This window comes from Halalkalibacter oceani, assembly GCF_040544555.1.
In the GTDB taxonomy this organism is placed as follows: Bacteria; Bacillota; Bacilli; order Bacillales; family Bacillaceae_D; genus Halalkalibacter; species Halalkalibacter oceani.
Genome location: NZ_JBEPKD010000009.1, coordinates 87,623 through 101,967, shown reverse-complemented (window position 1 = coordinate 101,967; position 14,345 = coordinate 87,623). Strand labels below are relative to the sequence as shown.

At 45.2% G+C, this 14,345-nt stretch carries 12 protein-coding genes; 11 read left to right on the top strand and 1 reads right to left on the bottom strand.

All coding sequences use genetic code 11. The features are described from left to right. Positions 1-95: 95 nt before the first annotated feature. A complete protein-coding gene (locus ABMB67_RS11970; RefSeq protein WP_251193253.1) occupies positions 96-410 on the top strand; it encodes a hypothetical protein in 315 nt (104 codons plus the stop codon). Positions 411-456: 46 nt separating this feature from the next. Here the strand turns inward: ABMB67_RS11970 and ABMB67_RS11965 are convergent, their stop codons facing one another. Continuing rightward, the gene (locus ABMB67_RS11965; protein WP_354572189.1) at positions 457-1,557 is read right to left on the bottom strand and encodes a CdaR family transcriptional regulator; all 1,101 of its coding nucleotides are present in this window, start codon (positions 1,555-1,557) and stop codon (positions 457-459) included. 379 nt (positions 1,558-1,936) lie between these two features. Between ABMB67_RS11965 and ABMB67_RS11960 the strand changes: the two genes are divergently transcribed. The 10 genes from ABMB67_RS11960 to ABMB67_RS11915 all read left to right on the top strand — a co-directional run bounded on the left by ABMB67_RS11960 (position 1,937) and on the right by ABMB67_RS11915 (position 14,317). Continuing rightward, positions 1,937-3,070 carry a glycerate kinase gene (locus ABMB67_RS11960; protein WP_354572188.1) on the top strand — a complete coding sequence of 378 codons (1,134 nt, stop codon included), beginning with the start codon at positions 1,937-1,939 and terminating at the stop codon, positions 3,068-3,070. Between the two features lie 22 nt (positions 3,071-3,092). Next, positions 3,093-4,178 carry a 2-keto-3-deoxygluconate permease gene (locus ABMB67_RS11955; RefSeq protein WP_251223301.1) on the top strand — a complete coding sequence of 362 codons (1,086 nt, stop codon included), beginning with the start codon at positions 3,093-3,095 and terminating at the stop codon, positions 4,176-4,178. Positions 4,179-4,302: 124 nt separating this feature from the next. Beyond that, positions 4,303-5,565, top strand: a complete 1,263-nt coding sequence (gene larA / locus ABMB67_RS11950; protein WP_354572187.1) for a nickel-dependent lactate racemase — start codon at positions 4,303-4,305, stop codon at positions 5,563-5,565. Between the two features lie 702 nt (positions 5,566-6,267). Further along, positions 6,268-6,768 (top strand): RNA polymerase sigma factor, encoded by a 501-nt coding sequence (locus tag ABMB67_RS11945; RefSeq protein ID WP_251223299.1) that lies wholly within the window; start codon positions 6,268-6,270, stop codon positions 6,766-6,768. Continuing rightward, entirely contained in the window at positions 6,758-7,915 is a 1,158-nt protein-coding gene (locus tag ABMB67_RS11940) for an anti-sigma factor (protein WP_251223298.1), read from the top strand. The genes ABMB67_RS11945 and ABMB67_RS11940 overlap by 11 nt, the downstream gene beginning before the upstream one ends. 224 nt (positions 7,916-8,139) lie before the next feature. Next, a complete protein-coding gene (locus ABMB67_RS11935) occupies positions 8,140-9,996 on the top strand; it encodes a sigma-54-dependent Fis family transcriptional regulator (protein WP_251223297.1) in 1,857 nt (618 codons plus the stop codon). Positions 9,997-10,130: 134 nt separating this feature from the next. Further along, positions 10,131-11,405 carry a four-carbon acid sugar kinase family protein gene (locus ABMB67_RS11930; RefSeq protein ID WP_251223296.1) on the top strand — a complete coding sequence of 425 codons (1,275 nt, stop codon included), beginning with the start codon at positions 10,131-10,133 and terminating at the stop codon, positions 11,403-11,405. Positions 11,406-11,416: 11 nt separating this feature from the next. Beyond that, entirely contained in the window at positions 11,417-12,436 is a 1,020-nt protein-coding gene (locus ABMB67_RS11925; RefSeq protein ID WP_354572186.1) for a TRAP transporter substrate-binding protein, read from the top strand. Between the two features lie 127 nt (positions 12,437-12,563). Then, positions 12,564-13,046, top strand: a complete 483-nt coding sequence (locus tag ABMB67_RS11920; protein WP_354572185.1) for a TRAP transporter small permease — start codon at positions 12,564-12,566, stop codon at positions 13,044-13,046. Further along, the gene (locus ABMB67_RS11915) at positions 13,043-14,317 is read left to right on the top strand and encodes a TRAP transporter large permease (RefSeq protein ID WP_354572184.1); all 1,275 of its coding nucleotides are present in this window, start codon (positions 13,043-13,045) and stop codon (positions 14,315-14,317) included. Before ABMB67_RS11920 ends, ABMB67_RS11915 begins: the two co-directional genes overlap by 4 nt. The last annotated feature ends 28 nt before the right edge of the window (positions 14,318-14,345 follow it).

Sequence of the window (14,345 nt, the reverse complement as noted above, 5' to 3'; positions counted from 1 at the left end):
TCTCTCGGAAATTAGTATTTACATGCCCGTATTCCCATCCGGTTAAACGGGAAAGTGAAAATGAGAGCCTGAAGATGAAAGCAAGGGGGAGAATAATGTTTAAACGGTTTGGCGTTGTCGCTTCGCTCGTTTTGATAGGTCTTTCACTGTTCTTGCTGGTCAGCGGGCTGCGGCATGATGATGGAAGCTTTGTTAGAAATGTCGTGTTATTTCTGTTATTGCCAGGCTTTGGCGGGTTGTATGGAACGATAAAAGGGAATGGAAACCTGATGCTGGCGGCGTTCTTGCTTTCTTTACCGCTTTGTCTTTACATTTTGCTGGTGGGGAACGGAGCGATATTCAAACTCTTTTTTCTTCCGCCTGTTCTTTATCTCATCAGCCTCATTTTGAAGCGGGGGAAGAAAGCATAAAATAACGAGTGGGTCGCCGTTTGGCTTTCCACTCGTATTCGCATCGTTACATCTTTTCTTCTTCGAGATGAGCGGCGATCCAAATCGCGATTTGCAGCGTAACGGCATCGGCAAATAGCTGTGGATCGTAGCCTGTTTTTTCTTTTATTCGCTTTAGCCGATACATCAGCGTGTTGCGGTGAACGAAGAGGGCTTGCGCTGTTTCGGTTATATTCATATTGTATTGAAAGAACGTTTGCAATGTTTCCTTCGTTTTTGGCGTGAGCTGCGGAAACACCCGCGTCAGAAAACGGGATTTTGTCAGCTGATCGAGCTGGTAGATCAGCGCCTCTGTTTCAATGTCCTCATAGGAGACGAATGTTTTGGAGCCCGTGCGAATCCGGAGGGCAAGCTCTGCTTCTTTGAAGGAAATTGCGACCGCTTCAAGTTGCTCAGCAGGTGTGCCGTAGCCGATCTGGCAGCGGACATTGGCTTTTTTCAGCATCTCCTTCACGGCTTGCAGCTTTTTTCGTAAGCGCTGCGGCGTATAGCCCGAGGTAAGCGCGAATATTTTGCTCCCCTCATGGAAGCCGACGAGTGAACGATCCGGATAGATGATTTGCTCAATCTGCTTCAAAATAGTTGTATCAGCCAGCTTCTCCTGCTGCAAGTCAATCAAAAAAACATGGTACGGCGCGTGAAGCTGAATCGCTAATTGCTTAAGCTGTTGCTCGATCTGCTCCGCATTTATTGGAGGATTGAGCAGGGCGGTGAAGGTGTCTTCCTTCAAGCGCTGCTGCCATTCCTGTTTTGAGGCCATCGAAGCCTGTTTGATCATCAGCTCGGTTGTCATTTTTACTAAATCACCAAATTCCTCGACATCCTCTTTTTGCCCGGTAATGCCGATTGCCCCGACGATAGCGTGCTGGAATTCGATCGGGAGATTAATGCCGGTTTTACTGCCGGGAAGGTTTTTTTCATTTTCCGCTGTAATGACCAATGGCTGTCCGGTTTTAATCACCTGTAGACCGCCGGCGTGGAAAAGTCCAACCCGGCTTGGGTCTCCCGAAGCGATAATGATACCATCAGGATCAATGATGTTAATGTTCCGCTTTAAACGATCCATCGTTTCTTTAACGATTTCTTCTGCGATTTCCTTTGTTAGCACAGTAACCACCTCGGATGTTTCAAAGCTGCTGAAAAAGTACGATTTTCACTTTTGCAGCAGCTTTTTTCGTAATGAGCGTAGCCGTTGCCTGATTTTGAAAGCCTGGCTACGAATGGGTTTGTCGAAGCAAGGCGCAACGCGGAGCCATTACTCTTCTTTAAATTGCGAAAAAGGAAGTTTTTCAATGGCCTCGGATGTTTCTAGCCATTTCATTTTAGGTGTTTCGCCTAAAAAAGACAACAAAAAACGACTTTTTTTTGTGCACTGAACACGAAGATTTATTCATGTAAACGCTGTATAATGAAAACTAATCAAGAGGAAAGTAATTTGAATATAAAGTCAAATCTTTGAAAGCGTTATCTTCTGTGGGGGTGGAGAGATGAAAGTCATTGTCGCGCCGGATTCATTTAAAGGCAGCGTTTCCGCGATGGGAGCCGCCAAAGCAATTGAAAAAGGCATTAAACAGTATCTCCCGGAGGCGGAAACTGTATTAATTCCTGTCGCCGATGGAGGAGAGGGCACGATGGACAGCCTTGTCGCGGCCACAGGTGGAAAAAAAGTTGAGCTTGAAGTAACAGGGCCTTTAGGAGATCCAGTCCGCGCCGCGTACGGTCAGCTTGGGGACGGAAGGACATGTGTCATTGAAATGGCCGATGCGTCCGGTTTATATCTTATCCCTCCCGAACGAAGGGATCCGATGAAAGCGACTACATTCGGGACGGGTCAGCTCATTAAAGCTGCGCTCGATGCCGGCTGCCGTGAATTTATTTTAGCGGTGGGAGGAAGCGCGACGAATGATGGCGGTAGTGGCATGCTGCAGGCGCTCGGGATGAAGCTTTTAACGAAGGATGGTCATGAGGTCGGTTTTGGCGGTGGCGAGCTTGATCAAATTGCTACGATAGACGACCGGGAGTTTGACGGGCGAATTACAGATTCAACTTTTCTGCTGGCCTGTGATGTTCAGAATCCGCTCATTGGTCCAACGGGAGCGTCTCACATATTTGGCCCGCAAAAAGGAGCGACACCGGAGATGGTGGAGATTCTCGATAAAAAGCTGTCTCACTGGGCTGATCTTGTCGAAGCCCAAACAGGGATCGCCCTTCATAACAAGGCCGGGGCAGGAGCGGCAGGCGGGATTGGCGGAGCGTTTCAGGCGTTCTTTTCCGCGGAAATGAGACGGGGAATCGACATTGTCATTGAATATACCGGACTAGAGGAAGCGCTTGCCGGAGCCGATGTCGTGATAACTGGCGAAGGGCAGATTGATTATCAGACAGCCTCAGGGAAAACACCGATGGGGGTCGCCCAGGCGGCGCAGAAGCACGGGATTCCGACAGTTGCCTTTGCCGGTTCAATTGGAAAAGGCATCGAGGAGCTTTACCAGTACGGGATTCAAAGCGTGCACAGTATTGTCAATGGACCGATGTCACTGGCTGATGCGATGAACAAGGCTGAACAGCTGCTCCAGCAAAAAGCGGAGCAAGTGATACGGACGATGTATCTCCATCAATAATAAGAAGACAGGAGTGAGAAAGATGAGAATTAAACAATCGATTGAAAAAGTACCGGGTGGGCTGATGGTTGTTCCACTCATGCTCGGAGCACTCATTAATACAATTGACCAGATGCATATCCCGTTTATCATGAATATTCTTCAAGCATTGGGCGCTGCGCCGAATGCGGATGGTAACTATGAAATGCTGATGATCGGCGGCTTTGCCGAAGAACTGTTTAAAACTGGGGCGCTGACGCTGATCGGTCTCTTCCTGTTCTGCGCCGGAAGCCAAATGGACTTGCGCGTCGGCGGAAGAGCATTGAAAAAAGGGACATTGCTCATGCTGTCAAAGTATTTAACGGGTCTTGCCGTCGGTCTGACCTTTGGCTATTTCTTTGATCCGATGGATGGGCTGCTCGGCTTATCGACGATCGCGATTATCGCGGCGATGACAAACGGGAATGGTGGAATGTATGCCGCTTTGGCAGGCCAATACGGAAACCGTTCAGACGTCGGTGCAGTTTCTGTTCTTTCCTTAAATGATGGACCGTTCCTGACATTAATCGCGCTTGGATTGATGGGCTCAAGCTTCCCTGTTATCGCTTTCATCGCCGTGTTATTGCCAATCGGGATTGGCATGCTGCTTGGGAACCTTGATTCTGAAATTCGTGATTTCTTACGTCCGGGAGAATTGCTGCCGGTCCCATTCTTTGCTTTTGCTTTAGGAGCAGGGATGAATCTGGCAAACTTCTTTAATCCGGATGTTGTCGGCGCGGGAGTCCTGCTTGGTTTGATGACGGTCGTCCTTACAGGGGGAGTCGGCATACTCGTCTTTAAATTGTTTAAAGAGAAGAGCCAAATTGCTCCGGTGGCAGAAGCCTCGACATCGGGGAATGCCGCAGCGACACCGGCGGCGATTGCGGCTGCAGCGACGGTCGCGGCCAATTCCGGCATGATGACGGCGGAGGAAGCGCAAAGCTATCATGACATCGTCAACATTGCGACGGCGCAAATTTCCTTATCAACGTTGACGACTGCGATTCTTTGTCCGATTGCTGTAATCCTCATGGATAAATATCAACGGAGAAAAGGTATTGATGCTAAAATAGAGTATAATGAGAAGTAGAATGGCAAGGTAATGGATGACGGTCTCTTTACATGAGCGACCCCTGAGGTGTAGGCGACTTCAGGGGATTTCGCCATATGAAGGAAGAAACGAACAAAGTAATGAAAAGCGAGGGGTTTTTTTCATGGAAACGACATTATTGTACGGAAAACAAGGGTTGACTATCACTGTGCCCGATGAAGCAACAATCGTGGAGCCGAAGGATATACCTAAGCTCGAGGATGATGAGGCCGCTGTTTTGTCAGCCTTACGCAATCCGATCGGGACGGCGCCGCTTCGTGAGATGGTCAAAGAAACGGATAAAGTGGTGATCGTCATTAGCGATATTACACGCCCGACACCTAATGAGAAGCTCGTCCCGTGGCTGATTAAAGAGCTGTCCCATGTGCCGCTTGAGAACTTTGTTGTGATTAATGGCACAGGCACGCACCGCGACCAAACAGAGGAAGAGTTCGTCCAAATGCTTGGGCAATGGGTCGTTGATAACATCCGGATCATTAACAACCACTGTCATGATAAAGAGAGCTTGAAAAAGGTCGGAGAAAGCCGCTTTGGCTGTGATGTGTATTTAAACAAGGAATACGTCGAGGCTGATTTCAAAATTGTCACCGGCTTTATTGAGCCGCACTTTTTTGCCGGCTTCTCAGGTGGACCAAAAGGGATTATGCCGGGTATCGCCGGAATTGAAACGATCATGACCTTCCATAACGCGCGAATGATCGGTGACCCGCTTTCAACATGGGGGAACATGACAAATAACCCTGTCCAGGATATGACGCGCGAGGTGAACAGCTTCTGTAAGCCTGACTTTATGCTTAATGTCACGTTAAATAAAGAAAAGGAAATTACGAATGTGTTTGCCGGTGAATTGTATGAAGCCCATGACGCCGGATGTGCGTACGTGAAGGAGCATACGATGATTGAATGTCCGGAGCGTTTTGATGTAGTCATTACCTCAAATTCAGGCTATCCGCTCGATCAGAATCTTTATCAGGCTGTAAAAGGGATGAGTGCTGCTCATAAAATTGTCAAGAAAGGCGGAACGATTATTTGCGCGTCGGAATGCGCGGACGGGCTGCCGAATCACGGCAACTTCGGCGAGATTTTGAAGATGCGCAAAAGCCCGCAGGAAATTCTTGATATGATTAATGATCCCGAGTTTAAAATGTTTGACCAATGGCAAGTGCAAAAGCAGGCCGTGATCCAAGTATGGGCTGATGTCTATGTCTATTCTACGCTGTCCGAGCAGGATGTGGCCGACGCGATGCTCACGCCGACCAATAGCATTGAACAAACGCTCGAGCAACTAAAGCAAAAATACGGAGAGCAGATGACGGTCGCCGTTCTCCCGCTCGGCCCATTAACAATTCCATATGTGAATGAATAAGTTCAAACCGCCCGGGAAGGTAAAAGCCTTTTGCGGGCGGTTTTGATTTGAGCTGATTCGGACAGAGCAGTTTCTCATGAAGGACGGCATTATGCTGAACTGCACAAAAAACCGGGAATAGCTATTCACTCTGTTTTTTTAATGATAAAGTTAGAAATAACTAGAAATTCATAATGGAGGTTTTTAATATGCTCGTAATAGAATTTCTAATGAGTTTCATCTTGGTATTTATTCTTTTATTCGTTTTGAATAAAACAGTGGATTTTTTTCTGAAAGAAAAAACAAGCAGAAAGAAATTAATGACCTATTCATTTATAAGTACGATTGTGGTCTGCATGTTCTTTCTTTTCCTACATGATGCAACATGGAGATTTTTAGGCTCTTTATATGTAAAGCTGTTCTTATAGAGGCGATATTGATCTTAGGTACTACTTCTGAAATAGACTCCGCTACGTTACTGCTTTGTTGGGGGGTGGGTAAAGACTTTCGTCCTGCCGCTCGGCCCATTAACGATTCCATAGGTGAATGAATAAATGGCAGAAGTCGTTCGCGAAGGTGAGAAGCACCTTTGGCGGTCGGCTTCTTTTTTTGCAAAATACATCATGACAGAAATGTTAAAGGGATGTGATCAGTTATAATGAGATTTTATATTTCCTGTTACCGTTTGGTCTTTTATTCGTTTTAATGATGAAGGGGGAGACAATGAAAGAATCTATCGATCGTCTTTATCAACATTATTTTCAAGATATTTACCGATTTCTGTTCTCCCTTAGCTATGATCATTACACAGCAGAAGATCTGGTGCAGGAAACTTTTTTCCGGGCTTATCTTCATCTTGAGCATTATGATGGGGAAACTGTTAAATCCTGGTTGTTTTCTGTTGCTTATCGAGCCTATATCGACTATTACCGGAAACAGAAACGAGTGGTGATCAAGGAGCAAGGTTTTTTCTCAACCGTCTTTGATTCTAAAAAAGCCTTATTGGAGTCTATCATTACGAAAGAAGAAATGAATGAGATCATTACGCTGCTGGACAGCTTACCGGAGAAGCATAAAACCTCGGTGCTCCTCCACGATTTCCACGGGTTATCACAAGCTGAGGCTGCGGAGATTATGCACATTCAAAAAAGTCATTTCAAAGTATTGTTATTCAGAGGAAGACAGGCGATCAGGCGCAGAAAGGCGGGAGACCATGAACGATGAATTTAAACGAAAGCTTGAAGCATATGAAAAAGGAGAATTACCTGAAGCGGAAGTGGACGAATTTGAAAGTGAATTGGATAAGCTGGAAACATACCAGGAATTTTTGCAGGCGACTGACGAGCAAATAGGCACAAAAACCGATGCCGCACATGATAAAAGGCAAAAGAAAATTTTAAGACGTGGAAAATGGAAAGCGAGAATTCAAACAGCGTTAGTGGCGCTCTCATTGTTTATCGTGTTCACTATCTTGTCTGGAATTTTCACGTCGGTTTATTACTCGTGGGGAAAGCCCGACCGAATTGATGTGTTCCGTAATATTATTGATCACACGCTTACGGTTACAAATCCGTATGGCTATCTCGGAAGAACAAGTACGAGCACAAAGGCTTACTTTGGCTTAGAGGCGACAAGAGATCTAAATAAAATGGTAGGTCATGATCGAATGATTGTCGGAGAAATGAAAGTGAATTTCCTCTTTTCATTAATGGCTATGCCGGAGGAGCAGAAGTACGGAAGAGTATCGCAGGATTGGCCGGCATTTACTTATCCCGGTACAGGCTCCAGAGGGATGTCCGATTGGGCACAGCTGGAGGAGCTGCCTGAAGGAACTGTCATTTCTGCTTATGTCTCTTTTTCCGAGCTGCTGGAAACAAAAGAAGTACTCGATTCATTTGAAGGGAGAAACATGGATCTGCTATGGCTTGCAGTTGATACCGGAATTGAATTAAATGAACTTACTGAAGGAGTTATTTTTGAGCCGATTGGTTTTCCGAAATTTCCGATCTGGCATGATGATGATTTTATTGTCACGGAGAGAAAAGAAGAAGCAGGTGGATGGTTCGGAGGAAGCATTGTATCAGAAAGTGCGTCTTCACCAGAGTATGAGGCTGGGGATCAAAGCGTGCTCCAGCAGCAATTTATGAAGACATTAGCTTTTCTGGAGCGGCATGAGCGTAAAGCAAACAATTTAGTGTTTGACAGGCTTCGACTGGCTGAACGGATTGAGTATCTAAATGAAAATGGATTTCATCACTATGGAGCGGTTATCACGGGGCCGACAAAGGAGATATTACAGCTGCGGGATGAAGCATGGATCACAGAATTAGAAATAGATGAAGTCGCATTTTGGAACTGGGAAAATCGCTAGAAAAAAGGTTCAGTGAGGAACTTGGCATGTTCATTTCAAGTTGCAGCACGCAGAAGAATGTGAGAATGCATAGGGGCCGGGCAAACGGGATTAGATAACCTTTTGCCCGTGCTCCTTTCCTTCTACCGGCGCTTACTTGAGAGAAATTTCCCAGATAGTGTTGCAATAAATGAAATTATTCTATACAATCTGATTAATATTGCAACAAGATTGGGGGAGTTAGGTTGTGTAAAATCTTAGTGATTTCACCATATGGCGGATTGAAGGATCTCTTTCTTGAAGTAAATAAGGAGCTGAAAAAAGATTTAGACGTGTTCGTCGGGAATTTATATGATGGTCTGGCGATTGCCCGTTCGGTTGAACACCGCCAGTATGATGCGATTATTAGCCGGGGAGCGACAGCGAAGCTTTTGCGCAAGCATTTTTCCATCCCTGTGTTGGAAGTGCAGATGACGGGCTATGATATTTTGCGAACGCTCACATTGCTGAATGGCTATGCTGGAAAAATCGGGATGATGACCTATTTAAACAAAATTCCTGGCGCGAATATGATCGGGAAGCTGCTTAATATGGATTTAACCTTTTATCCGATTCTGGAAGAAGGAGAAATTGAAGGGGAAATTGAAAGGGCTTCCAACGAAGGGGTACAAGTTATTATTGGCGATGTCATTTCGACAACAACTGCTGCAAAATTTGGCATACAAGGCATTTTAATCTCCTCCGGGAAAGAAGCCGTGCTCGAAACGATTACGAATGCGGAGCAAACCGTTTACTATATGGAAAAGCAAAAAGAAAAATTGAAAAAGATCGAACAGATTTTTCATTACCTTGATGATGGAGTTCTTGTGTTTGATGAAGAGGGGCAATGTATCTTTTTAAATGAAATTGCCAGAAAGCGCTTTCGACTGGTGGAGGAGCCGGGCCTGTTGGATGTGAACACGTTAAGTGGGCTTGTGCCGAAGCTGAAGGAGCTTATGGAGACAAATGATGAAGCGGTTAATGAAGTATATGAGGAATTCGAAAATAGTTGGATCAAGTGGAAAAAGGTTGAGTTGCCCACCGAAGGTCCTTCTGATGGATTCGCGTTACTTATGAAGGAAGAAAAACGGAAGCTGACCGAACAGAAGCAAGACCATTCAGCATACTTTCATTTCAGCTCTCTCGTTGCCCGTTCGGAAAGTATGCATCAGTTGATTACAGTAGCGAAGAAAATCAGTCGCTCTGACTTGCCGGTTATTATTTACGGGGAACCGGGGGTCGGAAAGGATAGTCTTGCCCAGGCGATTCATAATAATAGTGAGCGCGCGCAGGCGCCATATGTGTTCATTAATTGTGAGGCATATTCGGAAGGACAGCTGGAAAGAGAGCTCTTTGGTACCTCAGGAGTAAACGGCCATAAAGGGGCGCTCGAAACGGCGCACAAAGGAACGATCTTTATCGATGCGATTGGTTCGATGCCGCCTAGCATTCAAAGCAAGCTGCTGCTTGTCTTAATTTCCGGGCGGATGAATCGTTTCCAGGAGACAGAATCGTTTCCAGTTGATATCCGCTTTATCGCAGCCCACCGCCAGCCATTGGAAACCTATTTGCGTGACGGACGTTTTCGCGATGATTTCTATCATGCTTTAAACGGCTTTACGTTGAAAGTACCGCCATTACGAGAGCGGATGGATGATCTTGACGATTTGATCAGAATCTTCATCGCTGCCTGTAATACGACGATGGGGAAACAAATCTCCGGGCTGCGCGAGAACGTCTTGAATGAATTGAAGACATTTATGTGGCCTGGGAACATCCGGCAGTTGAAGCATGTTATTGAGCAAATGTGTTTGATGAGTGACGGACCTTTTATCGAGAAAAAAGAAGTTCAGGCTCTTCTGCATAAGCTGAGAGAACAAGAAACCGAAAAAGTGCGGGAACCGACTGGGCTGCAGCTTGCCAATAAAACATTGCATGAGATTGAGCAGGAAGTGATTTTGGCTGTTTTGAAGCAGGAGGAATACAATCAATCGAAGGCGGCAAGAAGACTTGGAATCAATCGTTCGACATTATGGCGGAAAATTAAACATATTTCGGAGTAGAAACAGAAAACGTTGCAAAATGCGACATTTTCTGTTTTTTATTGTATTGTATTTTTAAACAGTCATGGTCTATAATCAAGTAGGAAATGTTGAAAAATGATCACAATTATCAATTAGGCTTGAGGTGAATAAAAATGATAGTCATCGCAGATGATTTAACGGGAGCTAATGATACGGGTGTTCAGTTTGTGAAACAAGGAAAGCCGACGATTGTTCATTTGACTTCTTTCATTGAATCACTTACGGAGACTGAGAAAGTAAACGTTATCAACACCGATTCCCGTTCCTTGTCTCCAGATGAAGCATATAAACGCAACCGAGAGCTTGCGAAGAAGATGAAGGGTGATCAGCAACCTTTTATTTATAAAAAGGTTGATTCCACTTTAAGAGGAAATATCGGTCAAGAAATTGATGGCCTGATGGATGAATTGTCGTTTTCGTTTTGTGCGGTGGTGCCTGCATATCCGCAAAATGGAAGGTTGACGATTGGAGGCTATCATTTAGTTCACGGCACATTACTTGAGGACAGTGAACTTGCAAACGATGTAAAATTCCCGATGACGGAATCTTTCATACCTGATCTATTGGCTGGGCAGACTAAGCGCAGTGTGGGGTTGATCGGTGTGAAAACATTGCGTAGGGGCAAGCTGGCAGAAGAAGTCGATGCACTTCTTGCTCGCGGGGTAGAGGTAATTGTTTTTGACAGCGCTATTGATGCCGATTTGAAAACGGTTACTGATTTCCTGAAAACCCAAGAAAAGGTATTGTGGGTCGGGTCTGCCGGATTGGCGCAAGCATTTACAAGTGAACAGGCACAAAAGCTTACTTCTGATGCTGAGGAGCAAGTTGAAAAACCATTGCCGACATTAACTGTTGCCGGAAGTGTAAGCACTGTCACGAGGAAGCAGATTGCCTTTCAAAAGGAAAAGGGTGCTTTTGTGCAAGCGATTCATCCGCTTCATTTGCTGAAAAACGATCAAGAAGTATTAAACACCTGGTTTGACGAAGCAAAGCGGATCATTGGAAACAAAAAGGATCTTGTGATCACGACTGTTTTCACGCCGGAGGTAGCGGTTGAATTGGAAGCGTATATCGCTGAAGCAGGAATCGATAAGCTTGAGCTTGGCAATCAGATTGCTTCGACGCTTGGCGCATTTGCGAGCAGGCTGATTAAAGAAGTGAAAGTAAGCGGGCTGATCCTAACCGGTGGCGATATTGCCTATCAAACCTGTCTCAAGCTTGATATTCATGCGCTTGAAGTCATGAAAGAAATTGAAGAGGGTATTCCACTCTCGAAAGTCGTCGGAGGTCCTTATGCTGACACAGCTATCGTCACAAAGGCAGGCGCATTTGGTCAGGAATCTTCATTGCATCATGCAATGGATATTATAAAAAACACACATATATAGGGGGAACTATCATGAAGAAGTTACTTATGCTAGCAATGCTGGCAATGATGGTTGCGATCGTAGCAGCATGCGGTGGCGGCTCAGACTCAGAAGGCACTGACACATCAGGTGAAGAAAGCAGCGGAGAAACAATTACGCTAAAAGTAGGTCACACATTGGCTGACACATCTCACTATCAAGAAGGACTTGAATATTTCAAGGAAATTCTTGCTGAGAAAACAGATGGCCGTATGGATGTTGAAATCTTCCCGAACGGATCTCTTGGCGGAGAACGTGATATGGTGGAAGGTCTGCAAATTGGAAGTGTTGATTTAGTTCTAACGTCAACTGGTCCAATGAGTGGTTTCGTTGAAGAAATTACAGTTGTTGATTTACCGTTCTTGTTCCGTGATGCAGAGCATGCTCACACTGTTCTTGATGGAGAAGTTGGGCAGGATCTTCTTGCTAAATTGGAAGGTATTGATTTGAAAGGTCTTGCTTGGTGGGAAAACGGCTTCCGTAACGTGACGAATAATACTCGTCCTGTTGAAAAGCCGGAAGATCTTCAAGGATTAAAGCTTCGTACAATGGAAAATGACATTCATATGGCTGCTTTCCGTGAGCTAGGAGCAGATCCGACACCAATGGCATTCACTGAGCTTTTCACAGCGATGCAACAAGGGGTAGTAGATGGAAACGAAAATCCGATTCCGGTTATCTACAGCTCGCGTTTCTATGAAGTACAGGATTATTTGACAATGACCCGTCATTTCTATAACCCGTCAATCTTGCTAACATCAAACAGCTTCTTTAACAACCTTGAGCCTGAACTTCAAACAGCACTTGAAGAAGCAGCCGTTGAAGCTGGACTCTTTGAGCGTGAAGTCGTTCAACGTATGGATGAAGAATACCTTAATGAATTAGAAGAACAAGGGATGGAAGTCATTCGTGAGATTGATGTAGATCCATTCATTGAAGCAGTTCAACCGGTTTATGACCAATATAGTGAAGTATTTGGACAAGAGTTAATTGATTCAATTAGAAACCAGTAATTTGTAACAATGTTGAGGGTGGCTCATCTAAAAAAGCTTCTGAAATTGGTGCTTCCGTTCGGAATCGAACCAGTATCGGGCCGGCTTTTAAGAGTCACCCTCCTCCTCATAGGAAGGGAGAACAACTATGCTCACTTTAATAAAAAACATCGACCGTTTAAACAAAGTAATCTTTTATATCATTGGAATCATGTTGATTGTAATGTCGGCTACGATTGCGTATCAAGTATTCTCGCGCTTCGCTCTTGGTGCGTCGTTGTCATGGTCAGAGGAACTCGCTCGGTATTTAATGGCTTGGGTTGTCTTTATGGGTGCTGCCCTTGCAATCCGAAAAGGTGAATTAATCGGGGTTGAGGCAATTGTCGATCTTTCATCTGACAACATTAAAAAAGTGTTGAAATTGCTCGTATGCATCGTATGTATCGCGTTCAGCATTTTTTTAATTGTTAAAGGAATTGAAATGGTTCAAGTGGTAGAAAATCAACGTTCTCCTGCTATGCGCATTCCGATGACATATGTCTATGCTTCCATACCGGTAAGTGGGGTTCTAATGGCGCTAAACTCCATCGTAGTAGCTATCGAGTTATTTAGAAAGGATGGAGAAAAATGATTTGGATTTTACTTATTTCGCTTGTAATCCTTTTTGCAATTAGTACACCGATCGCAATTGCGCTCGGGTCAGCGACAGCGCTTGCTGTTATCTGGACTGGTGAAATGCCTGTTTTGGCGATTGTCCAGCGGATGTTTAACTCAGTTGACATGTTCCCGCTCATGGCGATTCCATTCTTTATTTTAGCAGGGAGTCTTATGGAAACAGGGGGAATTTCCAAGCGTCTGATTAACTTTGCCAGTGCGCTCGTTGGGGAAATGAAAGGCGGCCTTGCGGCTGTTGCGGTTGTCACTTCCATGTTCTTTGCCGCGATTTCCGGTTCCAGCCCGGCAACGGTTGCCGCGATTGGTTCGATTTTGATTCCGGCGATGGTCGCCCGTGGCTATCACCGTGATTTTGCCGCTGCCGTTCAAGCGACATCCGGTGGACTTGGGGTCATTATTCCGCCAAGTATTCCGATTATTCTTTATGGGGTAACAGCTGAGGTGTCTGTTGGTGATCTTTTCATTGCCGGCATCCTGCCAGGACTTCTTGTGTCCTTTTCATTGCTAGTGCTAGTTTATTTTATTTCACGCATCAAAGGCTACAAAGGCACGGAGTCGAGCACGACGAAGCAGAAGCTGGTTGCCTTTAAAGAAGCCGCGCTTGCCTTGTTAATGCCGGTTATTATTCTTGGCGGTATTTACGGTGGGATCTTTACGCCGACCGAGGCTGCGGTTGTCGCCGTTGTCTATGCCTTTGTCGTCGGGAAATTCGTTTACCGCGAAATTACGTGGAAGAGTGTGATGGGGATCTTTTCGCGTTCTGCGATTACGACCTCAATTATTATGATTATTATTGCCAATGCCGGTGTGTTCGGTTGGCTGCTTACGCGTGAGCGTGTGCCGCAAATGGTGGCAGAATCATTCTTGAACTACACAGAAAGCCCGATTATTTTCCTGCTGCTCATTAATCTGTTGCTTCTATTTGTCGGTATGATATTTGAAACATCAGCGGCGATTATTATTCTTGCGCCAATTTTAGCGCCGATTGCCGTTATGGTTGGAATTGATCCGGTGCATTTCGGGATTATTATGGTCGTGAACTTGGCGATTGGGATGGTAACGCCACCAGTTGGGGTTAACTTGTTCGTTGCTGCGCCGATAGCCGGTACTTCGTTAGAGAAGATATCGCGGGCTGTGCTGCCGTTTATCGCGATGTTGATTATTAACGTTCTGATGATCAGCTTTATTCCGAAAATTTCTACAATCTTGCTGGATGTCTTTAAATAGTACAAGATGAAAGAAAATGAATGGAGTG